The sequence below is a fragment of the Formosa sp. F44 genome (assembly GCF_056238645.1).
The window spans coordinates 91,570-106,320 of sequence record NZ_JBWDLJ010000005.1; the positions used below are offsets into that span (position 1 = coordinate 91,570).

General features: G+C 34.3%; 11 protein-coding genes and 2 tRNA genes. 8 read left to right on the top strand and 5 right to left on the bottom strand.

Annotation, left to right across the window (positions count from 1 at the left end):
- Positions 1 to 15 precede the first annotated feature (15 nt).
- Together rpoC and AC0UBM_RS15695 are read left to right on the top strand one after the other, a co-directional pair.
- Positions 16 to 4,320 carry a DNA-directed RNA polymerase subunit beta' gene (rpoC, locus tag AC0UBM_RS15690; RefSeq protein ID WP_414035371.1) on the top strand — a complete coding sequence of 1,435 codons (4,305 nt, stop codon included), beginning with the start codon at positions 16 to 18 and terminating at the stop codon, positions 4,318 to 4,320.
- Between the two features lie 120 nt (positions 4,321 to 4,440).
- Positions 4,441 to 4,758 carry a DUF3467 domain-containing protein gene (locus AC0UBM_RS15695; RefSeq protein WP_414035372.1) on the top strand — a complete coding sequence of 106 codons (318 nt, stop codon included), beginning with the start codon at positions 4,441 to 4,443 and terminating at the stop codon, positions 4,756 to 4,758.
- 518 nt (positions 4,759 to 5,276) lie between these two features.
- Here the strand turns inward: AC0UBM_RS15695 and AC0UBM_RS15700 are convergent.
- Positions 5,277 to 6,866 (bottom strand): peptide chain release factor 3, encoded by a 1,590-nt coding sequence (locus AC0UBM_RS15700; RefSeq protein WP_414035373.1) that lies wholly within the window; start codon positions 6,864 to 6,866, stop codon positions 5,277 to 5,279.
- A gap of 126 nt (positions 6,867 to 6,992) precedes the next feature.
- On the opposite strand from AC0UBM_RS15700, the gene idi reads away from it, so the two are divergent.
- Complete coding sequence (gene idi / locus AC0UBM_RS15705) at positions 6,993 to 7,514, top strand: isopentenyl-diphosphate Delta-isomerase (RefSeq protein WP_414035374.1); 522 nt, start codon at positions 6,993 to 6,995, stop codon at positions 7,512 to 7,514.
- A gap of 3 nt (positions 7,515 to 7,517) precedes the next feature.
- Positions 7,518 to 7,928, top strand: coding sequence for a 6-pyruvoyl trahydropterin synthase family protein (locus tag AC0UBM_RS15710; protein ID WP_414035375.1), 411 nt, complete (start codon positions 7,518 to 7,520; stop codon positions 7,926 to 7,928).
- 129 nt (positions 7,929 to 8,057) lie between these two features.
- Here the strand turns inward: AC0UBM_RS15710 and AC0UBM_RS15715 are convergent, their stop codons facing one another.
- The gene (locus AC0UBM_RS15715; RefSeq protein WP_414035376.1) at positions 8,058 to 8,429 is read right to left on the bottom strand and encodes a hypothetical protein; all 372 of its coding nucleotides are present in this window, start codon (positions 8,427 to 8,429) and stop codon (positions 8,058 to 8,060) included.
- 452 nt (positions 8,430 to 8,881) lie between these two features.
- Between AC0UBM_RS15715 and AC0UBM_RS15720 the strand changes: the two genes are divergently transcribed.
- The 3 genes from AC0UBM_RS15720 (at position 8,882) to AC0UBM_RS15730 (ending at position 10,743) form a co-directional block, all read left to right on the top strand.
- Positions 8,882 to 9,151: a hypothetical protein gene (locus tag AC0UBM_RS15720; protein WP_414035377.1), complete on the top strand. Its 270-nt coding sequence runs from the start codon at positions 8,882 to 8,884 to the stop codon at positions 9,149 to 9,151.
- A 61-nt stretch (positions 9,152 to 9,212) separates the two neighbouring features.
- Positions 9,213 to 9,286, top strand: a tRNA-Thr gene (locus tag AC0UBM_RS15725).
- Positions 9,287 to 9,456: 170 nt separating this feature from the next.
- Positions 9,457 to 10,743 carry an APC family permease gene (locus AC0UBM_RS15730; RefSeq protein WP_475689254.1) on the top strand — a complete coding sequence of 429 codons (1,287 nt, stop codon included), beginning with the start codon at positions 9,457 to 9,459 and terminating at the stop codon, positions 10,741 to 10,743.
- A gap of 112 nt (positions 10,744 to 10,855) precedes the next feature.
- On the opposite strand, the gene AC0UBM_RS15735 is transcribed toward AC0UBM_RS15730, so the two are convergent.
- Together AC0UBM_RS15735 and AC0UBM_RS15740 are read right to left on the bottom strand one after the other, a co-directional pair.
- Positions 10,856 to 12,049, bottom strand: a complete 1,194-nt coding sequence (locus AC0UBM_RS15735; RefSeq protein ID WP_475689255.1) for a DegT/DnrJ/EryC1/StrS family aminotransferase — start codon at positions 12,047 to 12,049, stop codon at positions 10,856 to 10,858.
- A 236-nt stretch (positions 12,050 to 12,285) separates the two neighbouring features.
- Positions 12,286 to 12,915 (bottom strand): NAD(P)H-dependent oxidoreductase, encoded by a 630-nt coding sequence (locus AC0UBM_RS15740; protein ID WP_414035380.1) that lies wholly within the window; start codon positions 12,913 to 12,915, stop codon positions 12,286 to 12,288.
- 249 nt (positions 12,916 to 13,164) lie between these two features.
- Between AC0UBM_RS15740 and AC0UBM_RS15745 the strand changes: the two genes are divergently transcribed.
- A tRNA-Ser gene (locus AC0UBM_RS15745) sits at positions 13,165 to 13,249 on the top strand.
- 572 nt (positions 13,250 to 13,821) lie between these two features.
- On the opposite strand, the gene AC0UBM_RS15750 is transcribed toward AC0UBM_RS15745, so the two are convergent.
- Positions 13,822 to 14,634 carry a DUF6503 family protein gene (locus AC0UBM_RS15750; RefSeq protein ID WP_475689256.1) on the bottom strand — a complete coding sequence of 271 codons (813 nt, stop codon included), beginning with the start codon at positions 14,632 to 14,634 and terminating at the stop codon, positions 13,822 to 13,824.
- Positions 14,635 to 14,751 lie beyond the last annotated feature (117 nt).

The following is a 14,751-nucleotide window of genomic DNA, read 5'->3' on the forward strand; positions in this document are numbered from 1 at the left end:
ATATCACCATATATTATGGCAAGAAAACAAGATAATAATACAATAAAGAGGTTTAATAAAATCTCAATTGGTTTGGCATCACCAGAGTCTATTTTAGCAGAGTCTAAAGGGGAAGTGCTTAAGCCAGAAACTATCAATTATCGAACTCATAAACCTGAAAGAGATGGTTTATTCTGTGAGCGTATCTTTGGTCCTGTAAAAGACTACGAATGTGCTTGTGGTAAATATAAAAGAATACGTTATAAAGGTATAGTATGTGACCGTTGTGGTGTAGAAGTAACAGAAAAGAAAGTACGTCGTGATAGAGTAGGACACATTAATCTTGTTGTTCCTGTAGCTCACATCTGGTACTTCCGTTCTTTACCAAATAAAATAGGATATTTATTAGGATTACCATCTAAGAAATTAGATATGATTATTTACTACGAACGTTATGTAGTAATTCAGCCTGGTAATGCTAAAAATGAAGAAGGAGAACCATTACAAAAAATGGATTTCTTAACTGAAGAAGAATATTTAAATGTATTAGAATCTCTTCCTCAAGATAATCAATATTTAGACGACACAGACCCAAATAAATTCCTAGCGAAAATGGGTGCTGAGTGTTTAATCGATCTTTTAGCACGTATAGATTTAGATGAATTATCTTATCAATTACGTCATAAAGCCAATACAGAAACATCTAAGCAACGTAAAACGGAAGCGTTAAAACGTTTACAAGTTGTTGAAGCCTTACGTGAATCTAACTTAAACAGAGAGAATCGTCCAGAATGGATGATCATGAAAGTGATCCCTGTAATTCCACCAGAATTACGTCCGTTAGTGCCTTTAGATGGTGGTCGTTTTGCGACTTCAGATTTAAATGATTTATACCGTCGTGTAATTATCCGTAACAACCGTTTAAAGCGTCTTGTTGAGATAAAAGCACCAGAGGTTATTTTACGTAACGAAAAACGTATGTTACAGGAATCTGTAGATTCGTTATTCGATAATACACGTAAAGCATCAGCGGTAAAAACAGATTCTAACAGGCCTTTAAAATCGTTATCAGATTCATTAAAAGGTAAGCAAGGTCGTTTCCGTCAGAACTTATTAGGGAAACGTGTCGATTATTCTGCACGTTCTGTAATTGTTGTTGGACCGGAATTAAGATTATTCGAATGTGGTTTACCTAAAACCATGGCAGCCGAGCTTTACAAACCTTTTGTAATTAGAAAATTAATTGAAAGAGGTATTGTAAAAACTGTAAAATCTGCAAAGAAAATTATAGATAAAAAAGAGCCTGTAGTTTGGGATATCTTGGAAAATGTTCTTAAAGGACATCCAGTATTACTAAACCGTGCTCCTACATTACACCGTTTAGGTATACAAGCTTTCCAACCAAAATTAATCGAAGGAAAGGCAATTCAATTACACCCATTAGTGTGTACTGCCTTTAACGCCGATTTCGATGGTGACCAGATGGCTGTGCATTTACCATTAGGACCAGAAGCTATTCTTGAAGCGCAAATGTTATTATTAGCGTCTCACAGTATTTTGAATCCTGCCAATGGTTCGCCAGTAACTGTACCTTCTCAGGATATGGTACTTGGTCTGTACTATATGACCAAATTACGTACCTCTACTCCAGAAGTGCCAATAAAAGGTGAAGGTTTAACATTCTATTCTCCAGAAGAAGTAGTTATTGCTTTTAACGAGAAACGTGTAGACTTAAATGCGGGTATAAAAGTAAGAACATACGATTTTAACGAAGCAGGAGAAATTGTATTACAAATTATTGAAACTACTGTAGGTCGTGTTTTATTTAACGATAAAGTACCTCACGCAGCAGGATATATAAACCAAGTTTTAACTAAAAAATCGTTAAGAGATATTATTGGTAATATCTTAAGGTTAACTTCTGTTCCAGAAACAGCTGATTTTCTTGATGCGATTAAAACTTTAGGTTACATGTTTGCATTCCAAGGTGGACTATCATTTAGTTTAGGTGATATTATTATCCCACCAGAGAAGCAAGGTATGATTGATAAAGCCAATACGCTTGTCGATGGTATTATGGGTAACTATAACATGGGACTTATTACCAACAACGAACGTTATAACCAAGTTATTGATATTTGGACGTCTACAAATGCTGAATTGACAGAATTGTCTATGAAACGTATTCGTGAAGACCAACAAGGATTTAACTCGGTGTTTATGATGCTTGATTCTGGAGCCCGTGGATCTAAAGAACAGATTCGTCAGCTTACAGGTATGCGTGGATTAATGGCGAAACCTAAAAAATCGAATGCAGGTGGAGGGGAAATTATTGAAAACCCGATTCTTTCTAACTTTAAGGAAGGTCTTTCAATTTTAGAATACTTTATCTCTACTCACGGTGCGCGTAAAGGTCTTGCCGATACCGCTCTTAAAACTGCCGATGCTGGTTACTTAACTCGTCGTTTGGTAGATGTATCTCAAGATGTTATTGTAAACAGTGAAGACTGTGGTACATTAAGAGGTGTAGATGTATCTGCATTAAAGAAAAATGATGAAGTTGTAGAATCTCTTGGAGAACGCGTAATTGGACGTGTTTCTTTACACGATGTTTACAACCCATTAACTGAAGAATTATTAGTTTCTGAAGGCGAATTAATCGATGATGCTGTAGCAGATAAAATTAATCAGTCACCATTAGATAGTGTAGAAGTACGTTCTGCATTAACTTGTGAGGCTAAGAAAGGTATCTGTGCTAAATGTTACGGTCGTAACCTTGCAACCAATAAAATGGTTCAGTTAGGTGAAGCTGTTGGTGTTGTTGCGGCACAATCTATTGGAGAACCAGGAACACAGTTAACACTACGTACTTTCCACGTTGGAGGTATTGCAGGTAACATTTCAGAAGACAATAAACTTATTGTTAAATTCGCTGGAGTTGCAGAAATCGAAGACCTTAAAACAGTTAAAGGTGTCGATGGAGAAGGAAATGCAATTGATATTGTAATATCTAGAACTTCAGAATTAAAACTTATCGATAAGAAAACAGGAATCACTTTAAGTACAAACAATATACCTTACGGTTCTACTATCTTTATAGATAATGGTGCAGAACTTTCTAAAGGCGATGTGGTTTGTCAGTGGGATCCATATAACGGTGTAATTATTTCGGAATTTGCTGGTAAAGTACGTTACGAAAACATCGAACAAGGTATTACTTACCAAGTTGAAATTGATGAGCAAACAGGATTCCAAGAAAAAGTAATTTCTGAGTCTAGAAACAAAAAATTAATTCCAACACTTCACGTCGATGACGCTAAAGGAAATCCAATACGTTCTTACAACTTACCAGTTGGAGCGCATTTAATGATTGACGATGGTGATAAGATTGGAGTTGGTAAAATTTTAGTGAAAATTCCTCGGAAATCTGCAAAAGCAGGGGATATTACAGGAGGTTTACCTCGTGTTACCGAATTATTCGAAGCACGTAACCCTTCTAACCCAGCAGTTGTAAGTGCTATTGATGGAGTTGTAACTTTTGGTAAAATTAAGCGTGGTAACCGTGAAATTATAGTAGAATCTAAATTAGGAGATATTAAGAAATACCTAGTTAAATTATCTAATCAGATCTTAGTACAAGAGAATGATTTCGTAAAAGCAGGTATGCCTCTTTCTGATGGTTCTATTACACCAAACGATATATTAAATATTAAAGGCCCTTCAGCTGTACAACAGTACTTAGTGAACGAAGTTCAAGAAGTATACCGTTTACAAGGGGTGAAAATTAACGATAAGCACTTCGAAGTTGTTGTAAGACAAATGATGCGTAAAGTGAGAATTATTGACTCTGGAGATACTATCTTCTTAGAAGATCAATTAGCACATAAAGCTGACTTTATTGAAGAAAACGATAAAATCTTCGGATTAAAAATTGTTGAAAGTGCAGGTGATTCTAAAAACCTTAAAGAAGGACAGTTAATTTCTGCCTTCCAATTAAGAGACGAGAATTCATCACTACGTCGTGAAGATAAAGAAATTGTAACTGCTAGAGATGCACAGCCAGCAACGGCTACGCCAATCTTACAAGGTATTACAAGAGCGTCACTTCAGACTAAATCGTTTATCTCTGCAGCATCGTTCCAAGAAACAACTAAGGTTCTTAACGAAGCAGCTGTAGCTGGTAAAATTGATACGCTTGAAGGTCTTAAAGAAAATGTTATTGTAGGACACAAAATTCCAGCTGGTACTGGTATGCGTAAATACGATCATATTATCGTTGGATCTAAAGAAGAGTTTGACGAAATGATGTTAGCTAAAAAACAAGAAGTAAATTTTAACTAATAAAAATGGTCTCGAGTAATCGGGACTATTTTTATCCCAACGCAGGTTGGGTTTCTTAAATATTTTAAAATCCTGCCCAATCTAATTGAGCGGGATTTTTTTATTAAAAACATAATAGATATGGCAGACGAAAAAGATCCTAAAAAACAAGGGCAAATTAATATAGAATTAGACGAAAAGATTGCAGAAGGAATTTATTCTAACCTTGCAATTATTAACCATTCCGTTTCGGAGTTTGTAGTAGACTTTGTTAGCATTATGCCAGGAACTCCTAAGAGTAAGGTTAAATCTAGAATTATATTAACACCACAGCACGCTAAACGCTTGTTAAAGGCATTGGCAGATAATGTAAACCGTTTCGAACAAGCACATGGTGAAATTAAAGATTACGAGCAAGCTCCAATTCCATTGAACTTTGGACCTACGGGCGAGGCTTAATAGTTCTCATATAAAGTGTGATCATTAGGTTGGTAAGGTTGCTCGAAATGGTTTTTCCATAGCAAGCTCCAATTCCATTAAACTTTGGACCTACGGGCGAGGCTTAATAATTCTCATATAACGTGTGGTCATTAGGTTGGTAAGGTTGCTCGAAATGGCTTTTCCGTAACAAGCTCCAATTCCATTAAACTTTGGACCTACGGGCGAGGCTTAATAGTTCTCATATAAAGTGTAATCATTAGGTTGGTAAGGTTGCTCGAAATGGCTTTTTCTTAACAAGCTCCAATTCCATTAAACTTTGGACCTACGGGCGAGGCTTAATAGTTCTCATATAAAGTGTGATCATTAGGTTGGTAAGGTTGCTCGAAATGGTTTTTCCATAGCAAGCTCCAATTCCATTAAACTTTGTATTTGCTGATGAAGCTTAAACATAAAAAATCCCATTGAACTATATCAATGGGATTTTTCATGTTTTTGAGACACCCTAAAAATGCGTGTCTTTTATTTTGTGCTATACCTTAATCAAATTCTGATGTTAAATGGAATTTAATATTAGGATATTTCTGTTCTGTCATTTGTAAAGAGAACTGAGAATCGGCTAAAAACACCAATTGATTTCTTTTATCTTTCGCTAAAAAACGTTGTTTTACACGAAGAAATTCTTTGAATTCGTCACTCTTTTTATCTTTAGGTTCTACCCAGCACGCTTTATATACGTTTAAGTTTTCGTACGTACATTTTGCCCCATATTCGTGTTCTAAACGGTATTGAATAACTTCATACTGTAAAGCTCCAACGGTACCAATAACTTTTCTTCCGTTAAGTTCTAAGGTAAATAATTGGGCAACCCCTTCGTCCATTAATTGGTCGACACCTTTATTAAGTTGTTTCGATTTTAATGGGTCGGCATTATTAATATATCTAAAGTGTTCTGGAGAGAAACTTGGCACGCCTTTATAATTAAGAATTTCACCTTCTGTAAAGGTATCTCCAATTTTAAAACTTCCTGTATCTTGTAATCCTACAATATCTCCAGGAAATGAAATATCTACTATTTCTTTTTTCTCTGCAAAGAAGGCATTCGGACTAGAGAACTTTACTTTTTTCTTACTTCTAACATGTAGGTAAGGCGAATTACGTTTAAATTCTCCTGAAACAATTTTTACGAAAGCTAAACGGTTTCTATGGTTGGGATCCATATTCGCATGTATTTTAAACACGAATCCTGTAAATTTATTTTCGTCTGGTTGTACAAGGCGCTCCTCACTTTGCTTAGGTCTTGGCTTTGGTGCGATATCTACGAAACAATCTAATAATTCACGAACTCCGAAATTATTTAAAGCAGACCCAAAAAACACAGGTTGCATATGTCCGTCTAAATACTCTTGTTTATCGAACTGCGGATAAATGCCATCAACCAATTCAATTTCTTCTCTTAATGTAGCGGCTGCTTTTTCTCCTACTATTTTGTCTAATTCTGGAGAAGACAGATCCGAAATTTCTATAGTTTCTTCAATATCTTTTCTACTATCTCCGCTAAACAGGTTTACATTCTTTTCCCAAATGTTATAAATCCCTTTAAAGTCGTAACCCATTCCTATAGGAAAACTCAACGGTACAACTTTCAATCCTAGTTTTTGCTCAACCTCATCTAATAAATCGAAAGCATCTTTACCTTCACGGTCCATTTTGTTTATAAAAACAATCATTGGAATGTTTCGCATACGGCAAACCTCAACTAATTTCTCAGTTTGTTCCTCGACCCCTTTTGCAACATCAATTACAACAATTACACTATCTACAGCAGTAAGTGTTCTAAAGGTATCTTCGGCAAAATCCTTGTGTCCAGGAGTATCAAGAATATTAATTTTTATACCATTATATTCAAAAGCTAATACAGAAGTAGCAACAGAAATCCCACGCTGACGTTCAATTTCCATAAAGTCACTCGTAGCTCCTTTTTTAATTTTGTTACTTTTTACGGCTCCAGCTTCTTGAATTGCACCACCAAAAAGAAGTAATTTTTCAGTTAAGGTTGTTTTACCGGCATCGGGATGCGATATAATTCCGAAGGTACGACGTCTGTTTATTTCACTTTTAAAACTCATAATAATTCTTGAAAATAGGACGCAAAGATACTATTATTAGTATGAAATGTAATAAATGAAGCGGCCCCTTTTTATTTTTATCTTCACATTAACGTATTTTATAATTTTACTTGGTATTTTTACAATATGATAGAAGAAAACGTAGTATTAGTTAACGAAAATGATGAGCCAATTGGGCTTATGCCAAAACTTGAAGCACACGAAAAAGGCGTATTACATAGAGCCTTTTCTGTATTTGTATTTAACGAAAAGAATGAATTAATGTTACAGCAACGGGCATTAAGTAAATACCATACACCAGGATTATGGACCAATACATGTTGTAGTCATCAACGGGATGGCGAGTCTAATCTAGATGCCGGAAGAAGACGTTTAGAAGAGGAAATGGGGTTTGTAACAGCTTTAGAAGAAAAGACGTCTTTTATGTATAAATCACCTTTCGAGAATGGTTTAACCGAGCACGAGTACGACCATATCTTAGTTGGACATTATAATGGACAACCTAATATAAATCCGGATGAAGTGGCCGATTGGAAATGGATGACATTAGAAGATGTTAAAGCCGATATTAAACTTCATCCAGACAATTATACGTCTTGGTTTAAGATTATTTTTGATAAATTTTATGACTTTATAAATATCTCGTAATATATGATAGCGAAAGTAAGTAGGCAAGGGTATTTTAATGCGGCCCACAGATTATATAGGAAGGATTGGACGGACGAAAAAAATCAGTTAATTTTTGGTCGCTGTAATAATGCAAATTATCACGGACATAATTATGATGTTATTGTAAGTGTCACGGGAGAAATAGATAAAGAAACGGGTTTTGTTATTGATTTAAAAATTTTAAAACAACTTATAAAAGACGAAATAGAAGAGGCTTTCGATCATAAAAACCTGAATCTGGATGTGCCAGAATTTAAAGATCTTAATCCTACAGCAGAGAACATTGCTGTTGTAATCTACAATAAAATAAAACCGAAACTGAAAGACGATTTACAATTAGAAATTACACTCTACGAAACACCTAGAAACTTTGTAAGTTACTCTGGTAATTAAAGAGGTCTCTTAATATCTCGTTTACCTCATTGCACATACATTGATATGCATGAGAAAATTTTGGTTTTAAATTTTTAAATTTCAGAATAAAGCAAAAAAAATCCCGGGTGTAACACTCGGGAATTTTATTTAACAAGCTGTTTTTTCTTCTCGGACATAATCTTTATCCAAAGTAAAGCCAAACATTGCACTACAAATTGTTTCATGATGATTAGTGACTGGCTTTGGTTTAGTAACAATAATATTTACTAAATAACCATTATCATGTTTTTTTATAAGTTGTGCCTGAATAGTTAATTCATCATTTAGGAATGCATTTTTATGCATTTTAAATTTAAAATCTGCAAGATCGGGGGCGTCTTGTAAATAAAATTCTTTAATAGGGTAAGCCGCGACTGTTTTAACCTTGTTATATAGGTTGTGAGGTAATAAAAAGCCATTAGCGTTACTTACATGTTCTGTTACAGTAAAAGGTACGTTGGTATATGTGTATGTATTCATGATGTATTGTTTTAAGGATAAACTAAAGTGGGACTGAATTCGTAGTGGTGAAATGTGCAAAACATGACGTTAATACGATTGGAATGGGCAATAAGCTTCTGGTTTTTCTGTGACATTGAGATTACATTTTTCATAATTTTAAAATTTAAATTAGTAATGGATTAAAAATAAAAAAGGTGCCTTTAAAAAAGCACCTTTGTCGTTTATCGTTATATTATATAATAGTTAACTAAATTCAAGATGCGTTGCTAGCTTAATATTAAGCATGAAAATGACGATTGACTTCCACTGTTGTGAAATACAATTACAAATTTGCTTATTATGTGCTTTGCTTACATTCATGACTTAAATGTAGTTATTAAATTTTAATTCAGCAATATTTATTTGTATTTATAACAAAATTTGTTTTGGATTAGTGTAATTTTGCAGTTAAATAAATACAATATTAAATTATGGCAAATGTTAGAGATCTTAAAAAGGACATTAATTTCGTTTTAGGAGATATTATCGAAGCTGTTTATGTTTGGCAATATACCAACACAGACAAAGATGTTAAGGAAAGTGAAGCAATTATAGACGAAGCAATCAATACTTTTGACACTTTAATAGCAAAAGTGAATAATAAAAATGTAGAAGACAAAAAGGCTCATTTTAAGGCTATTAATCAAGAATTAGAGACTGAAGGTCGTAAGCTGATTGATAAAATTAATAAATTAAGCTAAATTTTTTTGAAAAAGATTTGCAGATATTAGAAATAGCTCTATCTTTGCACTCGATTTTCAAGCCGATGTAGCTCAGCTGGCTAGAGCAGCTGATTTGTAATCAGCAGGTCGTGGGTTCGAGTCCCTCCATCGGCTCTTTAAAAGTTCAATGTTTTTACATTGAACTTTTTTTTTGCCCTATACTTTTCTCTCTTCTATATTTGACTTAATTTTAAAAGGTCAAGTCATCTAATTATCCGGACTCTGCTATTATTTTTCCTTTTCTAGTCGGAGTTAGAATACCTCATCTAATCTTAATATCCATTATGAATAAAAAAATAAATTTAAAAGATGCTATTTCTATCGGTATAGGAGGTATGGTTGGAGGTGGTATTTTTGCTGTACTCGGTCTCGCAGTGTCTTTGGCAAAAGGTGGTACACCTATAGCGTTTCTGTTTGCGGGCTTAATTGCAATGTTAACCGCATATTCGTATGCTAAGTTGTCTAAGAAGTATCCAGAAAATGGAGGTACTGTTAAGTTTATTCATCAGCAATATGGAAATGGAGTTTTTGCCGGAGGAATAAACAATCTACTCTGGATTAGTTATATTGTTATGTTAGCACTCTATGCATCGGCTTTTGGTTCTTATGGCGCAGCCTTAATATCTTTAACTGGAGACCACACTATAGATACTCATATATTTCAATCGGCAATTATTGCGATTGCTCTTCTTATTAATTATTTAAGTGTAAGCTTGGTGAGTCGTATAGAATCTGTGGCTGTAGTTATAAAACTCCTTATCTTAATTGCTTTTATAGGTGTTGGGTTTTACGGATTTTCTACACATCCAGAACATTTAGAGCAATTGTCGCCATCAAATTGGGAGAATCCGTTCTTATTATTATCCGGAGGAATGGTCATTTTTGTTGCTTATGAAGGATTTGAACTGATAGCAAATTCTATATCCGATTTAAAAGATCGAGAAAAAAACACAGCTAAAGCCTATTTTGGAGCCGTTGGCTTTGTTGTTGTATTGTACGTGTTAATTGCCGTAGTTACTGTGGGCTCTTTACCGTTTACAGCGATTGCCGATGCTCAAGACTATGTTTTAGCAAAAGCAGCAGAACCCACTTTAGGTCAAGTAGGGTTTACAATTATAACCATAACAGCGTTAATTTCTACATTTTCGGCTATAAATGCCACGGTTTTAGGAAGTGGGAGAGTGAATTACGATATCGCAATAGATCAGGAATTACCTAAATATTTTTGTCATCAGTTCTGGGGCAAACCTGTAGGGTTATTAATTACGGCAATATTATCTATTGCTTTGGTAAACCTATTTCATTTGGAAAGTATTTCTACAGCGGGAAGCTCAGGCTTTTTACTTGTATTCTGTATTGTAAACTATATAGGTTATAAAAAACATGCGGTATTAGGCTCTAATAAGTGGATTCATGGCATAGCGTGTGCACTTTGCTTGTTAGCTTTTGTAACGCTAATTATACAACAGTTTTCAGGCAATAAAATAGGCGTTATTATTTCGCTTGGAATTATAGTGTTTTGCTTTGTAATGGAATTTATTTACAAAGGAGCACTAAACAGAACTCATTAAGTAGAAGAATGTATAACTGAGAAGTAAATGTTCTAAGAATATGCTATAAAAAAAGAAACCATTCTCTTAAATAAAACAGAGAATGGTTGTTTATGTTCTTAGCTCTTATAATTTACAGCACACTTTTAATGGCCTCGACCATTTTAGACGCTCGTAATTTAACTTCGTCTTCAGTCCAAGATAACTTGATTAAACACGATATATTTCTTGCGATATAATAATCTGATTTTTCGAAGTTCTTATTTTCTAAAGTACTTAAGGCATCTTGTATTTGAGGAGCAATAGGAAATAGGCTTTTGGCTTCTTTTAAATGATTCCATTTTCTAACATAGTGCCAATTGTTATTATAGTAGTGGAAACACCCATCTATACCTGCTTCTTTTAAAGCCAACATTGCTTTATTAGACGTTTCTAAATCCGTTAAAAAGAAATTTAAAAACGAATAGTTTTCTACACCTTCTTCCGGGGTTGTTCTAAATGTAATTTCCGGAATAACACTTAAAGCATCTCTTAAAATGGTATAATGCTTTTTCTGAATGGCTATAAAATCATCTAAACGTCTAACTTGAGCCAAACCTACCGCGGCATGAAGTTCTGATATTCTGAAATTATAACCTAAAAAAGGATGGCTTTCGGCACCGCGATCTGATCCCACATGGTCGTGACCATGATCACTATAATGATCTGCCCAAGTGGCGTACTCGTCGTTATTGGTAATAATGGCACCACCTTCTCCCGATGTTATGGTTTTAACAAAATCGAATGAAAAGCATCCTACATCTCCGTAACTTCCCAAAGGTTTCCCCTCGTAAGTTCCTCCAATGGCTTGGCAGGCATCTTCAATTAATTTTAGATTATGTGTGTCGCAAATCTGTTTTAATTCTTTTAATCGCGCCATTCCTCCGCACATATGCACAGGCATAATCGCTTTGGTTTTTGGAGTGATAGCATTTTTTACAGCAGTAATATCCAAGGTTAGCGTATCGTCTATGTCTACTAGAACAGGAGTCGCGCCTAGCATTAGCACGGCTTCAAAACTAGCAACAAAAGTAAAAGTTGGTAGAATAACTTCGTCTCCAGAACCTACACCGGCAACAGCTAAAGCTACAGACACGGCAGCAGTACCACTAGATACTAATTGCGCATGCTTAACTTGCATTTGAGTTTGTAATTCGGTTTCTAATTCTTTAGCTTTCCAATGATTGTTTCTCATGGCATCGAAGCCATAACGCATTAAAACACCACTTTCAAGTACATCGTGTACTTCTTTTTTTTCGGCACTTCCAAAAAGTTCAAATCCAGGCATGAGGTCTATTTAAAATTGAATTCAAATTTACGATTAAAGCAAGGAATAAAAAAGAAGTCAAAACGAAGATTCTAGATCTTTTCAATCCGGAGCATGTGGCAATTATAAAAAAGGAGAAACCATTTTAGTGCTATAAAACACGACAACACGGTGGCTCAATCGAGGTACATATTATTTAACCTTCAATATTCATAGCACAACAAATATGGAAAGGCGTACGATTTAGGGCGTTACTCTTATAAATGTATGATACTATCTGCGGCAGGTTTTCTTACCTTCTTCATGTCAGAAAATATATCGTCTTCTGCGCGATATCCAATCGGAAGTACTAAAACAGATTTTAATCCTTTTTGAGTAAGTTCTAAAATATCATCGTATTTAGTAGGGGTGAAGCCTTCCATGGGGCAAGAATCAATATGTTGCACAGCACACACCGTTAGCATATTTCCTAAAGCAAGATAGGCTTGTTTGGTTGCCCAATTCTCTATTTGTAATTGTTCTTTATTTTCGAAATCTGATATTAAAAAGTTTTTAAAAGGTTTTAAAACAGCTTCCGGTGTATTGCGAATGGCCTGTACACGTTTAAAATAATTTTCGACAAATACATTATTTATAGTCGTTTCTATACAGAATACTAAGACATGAGAGGCTTGAGCAATTTGCTCCTGATTCATGGAGGCTTCTACCAATTCACGTTGCAATGCTTTATTTTTAATCACCACTAATTTTATAGGTTGTAAACCATAAGATGTAGCTGTTAAATTGAAAGCATCCAAAAGCACTTGAAGTTTGCTGTCTTCTATAATGCGGTTGTTATCGAATTTTTTAGTGGCATATCGCCATTGCAACTGTTTAATAATATCCATATACTGATTTAATAGGTGCCAAAAATAGGATTTGAAACGGACTTTAGCCTTAATATCTTTATTATTTTAGATGAAAGCTTACTCTTGCACGTGAAATAGGTTGTAGATATAAATTTATAACCATTTGAAATATAATTTGTTAAATGAGGTCGTGAAAAATGTTTCGATTTTTTTTAATTTTTATTTGATATAATCGAAAAAGCGTCTTATATTTGCACCCGCAATCAGGGAATACCTGATGAGACACTCGGAGAATTGGCAGAGTGGTCGAATGCGGCAGTCTTGAAAACTGTTGAGGGTCACACCTCCGGGGGTTCGAATCCCTCATTCTCCGCAAAAACCCTTATAATCGTATGATTATGAGGGTTTTGTTTTTTATAGTCTATCACCATCAAAAATAGCTCAATAGGCATCCGTCTTAAAAGTTATGTATTGGACTAAAATACAATGTGATTTTTGTAAGAAAAGAAACCTGTTAAATAGATCATCAAACCTTCTTAATCTGTTGCGAATAGAGGTCATTATAGAATAGTTTAGAAACTCGAATCCTAACAGCGATTAAATAAAGGAATAATTATCGATTATTATGGGAGATTCTTGACTCTGCTAGATACCTTTTATATATAAACGATTACTCTTTTAAGTTCTCTTCTGGGTATATTTTTTTTTGTTCGCGCGGAGTTGAGAATATAAAAATGTAGAATTATCCGATTTTTTACGATTACAATTCAATAATATATTCTGATACCTTTGTTAATAGAAGCACAAAGACTTCTAAAAACTTTAATCTTTGTATTAAAAATTAAAGCTTTTAAAAGTCAGATTAGAGTAGATAAGAATGTCGTGTTCTGTTTTCTAGATTAACTATTAAGTTGCTTAAACACGGCAAATAAGAACAATCTTTTTTTACTTCTGTTTACTTAAATTAATAATGTGTTCTGTTTTTATTTTTGAAAGCTCTTTTAATTTATTCGCTTCAAATAGCGCAGGTAAATCCTTTAACGGTGTTCCAACCTCAGCTTCGTAATTTGTATAGTCCTGAAACGTAATACCATCTACAACGCTTTTATTATAACCGACTCTAAAGCGTACACCTCCTTTATTTACGCTGTAATTATAAGCTAAATAATCGATTTTTTTAGAGTCTTTATTTATCCAATAATAGTATTCGTCGTCGTGATCTTCACCACCGCCATCTTCATTAAATGTTACTTGAATGGTTTCGTAAGCTTCTCCTTTTATAGTGGTGCTTTCCATACGTTTAGCATTCACAGCTTCGTCGTTTAATTTATACGGTAAGGTTGCAAAGTAAATTACAGAATTTAAAGCTCCCGTGCCACTCGCCATGTCTTTATCGGATAATTGAACAGGTTTACCATTAATAGTTCTAGAAAAACGACCATTGTCTAAAACATCAATAATTTTCGAACCGTCTTTGTTGTATATTTTTGTATACACGTATTCCGAATTGTTATTCTTAAATTGAAATGTGTTATCTCTAAATACAAATGAATAATTAGCCGTATCGTATAAATCTCCACCATGCGCCTTAATCGCTTCATCTATTATTCTCTGGGACTCGGATAAAGAATGAGATGGTTCTTCGGGTGTTGTAACGCTTTCTGTTACGGTTTGAGGTTCTGTTTTCTTGGTTTTTGAATTACAAGCGGTAAGTAATCCTATTGAAAAAACGATTAAAAGTGATTTTAAAATTTGCATCAATATGTTTTTATGGTGTTTGAAAGTTAGCCGTTATTTATTGAAATACCTTTCAACTTATTGTAAAAATATGTTGCTAGCTACATGTGCATAGTGTGTTAGAAAAATCTTCTAATT

What these genes read in the sequence shown, in the direction of transcription:
- rpoC (WP_414035371.1), top strand. Translation starts at nt 16, where the DNA reads ATGGCAAGAAAACAAGATAATAATACAATAAAGAGGTTTAATAAAATC.
- AC0UBM_RS15695 (WP_414035372.1), top strand. Translation starts at nt 4,441, where the DNA reads ATGGCAGACGAAAAAGATCCTAAAAAACAAGGGCAAATTAATATAGAA.
- AC0UBM_RS15700 (WP_414035373.1), bottom strand. Translation starts at nt 6,866, where the DNA reads ATGAGTTTTAAAAGTGAAATAAACAGACGTCGTACCTTCGGAATTATA.
- idi (WP_414035374.1), top strand. Translation starts at nt 6,993, where the DNA reads ATGATAGAAGAAAACGTAGTATTAGTTAACGAAAATGATGAGCCAATT.
- AC0UBM_RS15710 (WP_414035375.1), top strand. Translation starts at nt 7,518, where the DNA reads ATGATAGCGAAAGTAAGTAGGCAAGGGTATTTTAATGCGGCCCACAGA.
- AC0UBM_RS15715 (WP_414035376.1), bottom strand. Translation starts at nt 8,429, where the DNA reads ATGAATACATACACATATACCAACGTACCTTTTACTGTAACAGAACAT.
- AC0UBM_RS15720 (WP_414035377.1), top strand. Translation starts at nt 8,882, where the DNA reads ATGGCAAATGTTAGAGATCTTAAAAAGGACATTAATTTCGTTTTAGGA.
- AC0UBM_RS15730 (WP_475689254.1), top strand. Translation starts at nt 9,457, where the DNA reads ATGAATAAAAAAATAAATTTAAAAGATGCTATTTCTATCGGTATAGGA.
- AC0UBM_RS15735 (WP_475689255.1), bottom strand. Translation starts at nt 12,049, where the DNA reads ATGCCTGGATTTGAACTTTTTGGAAGTGCCGAAAAAAAAGAAGTACAC.
- AC0UBM_RS15740 (WP_414035380.1), bottom strand. Translation starts at nt 12,915, where the DNA reads ATGGATATTATTAAACAGTTGCAATGGCGATATGCCACTAAAAAATTC.
- AC0UBM_RS15750 (WP_475689256.1), bottom strand. Translation starts at nt 14,634, where the DNA reads ATGCAAATTTTAAAATCACTTTTAATCGTTTTTTCAATAGGATTACTT.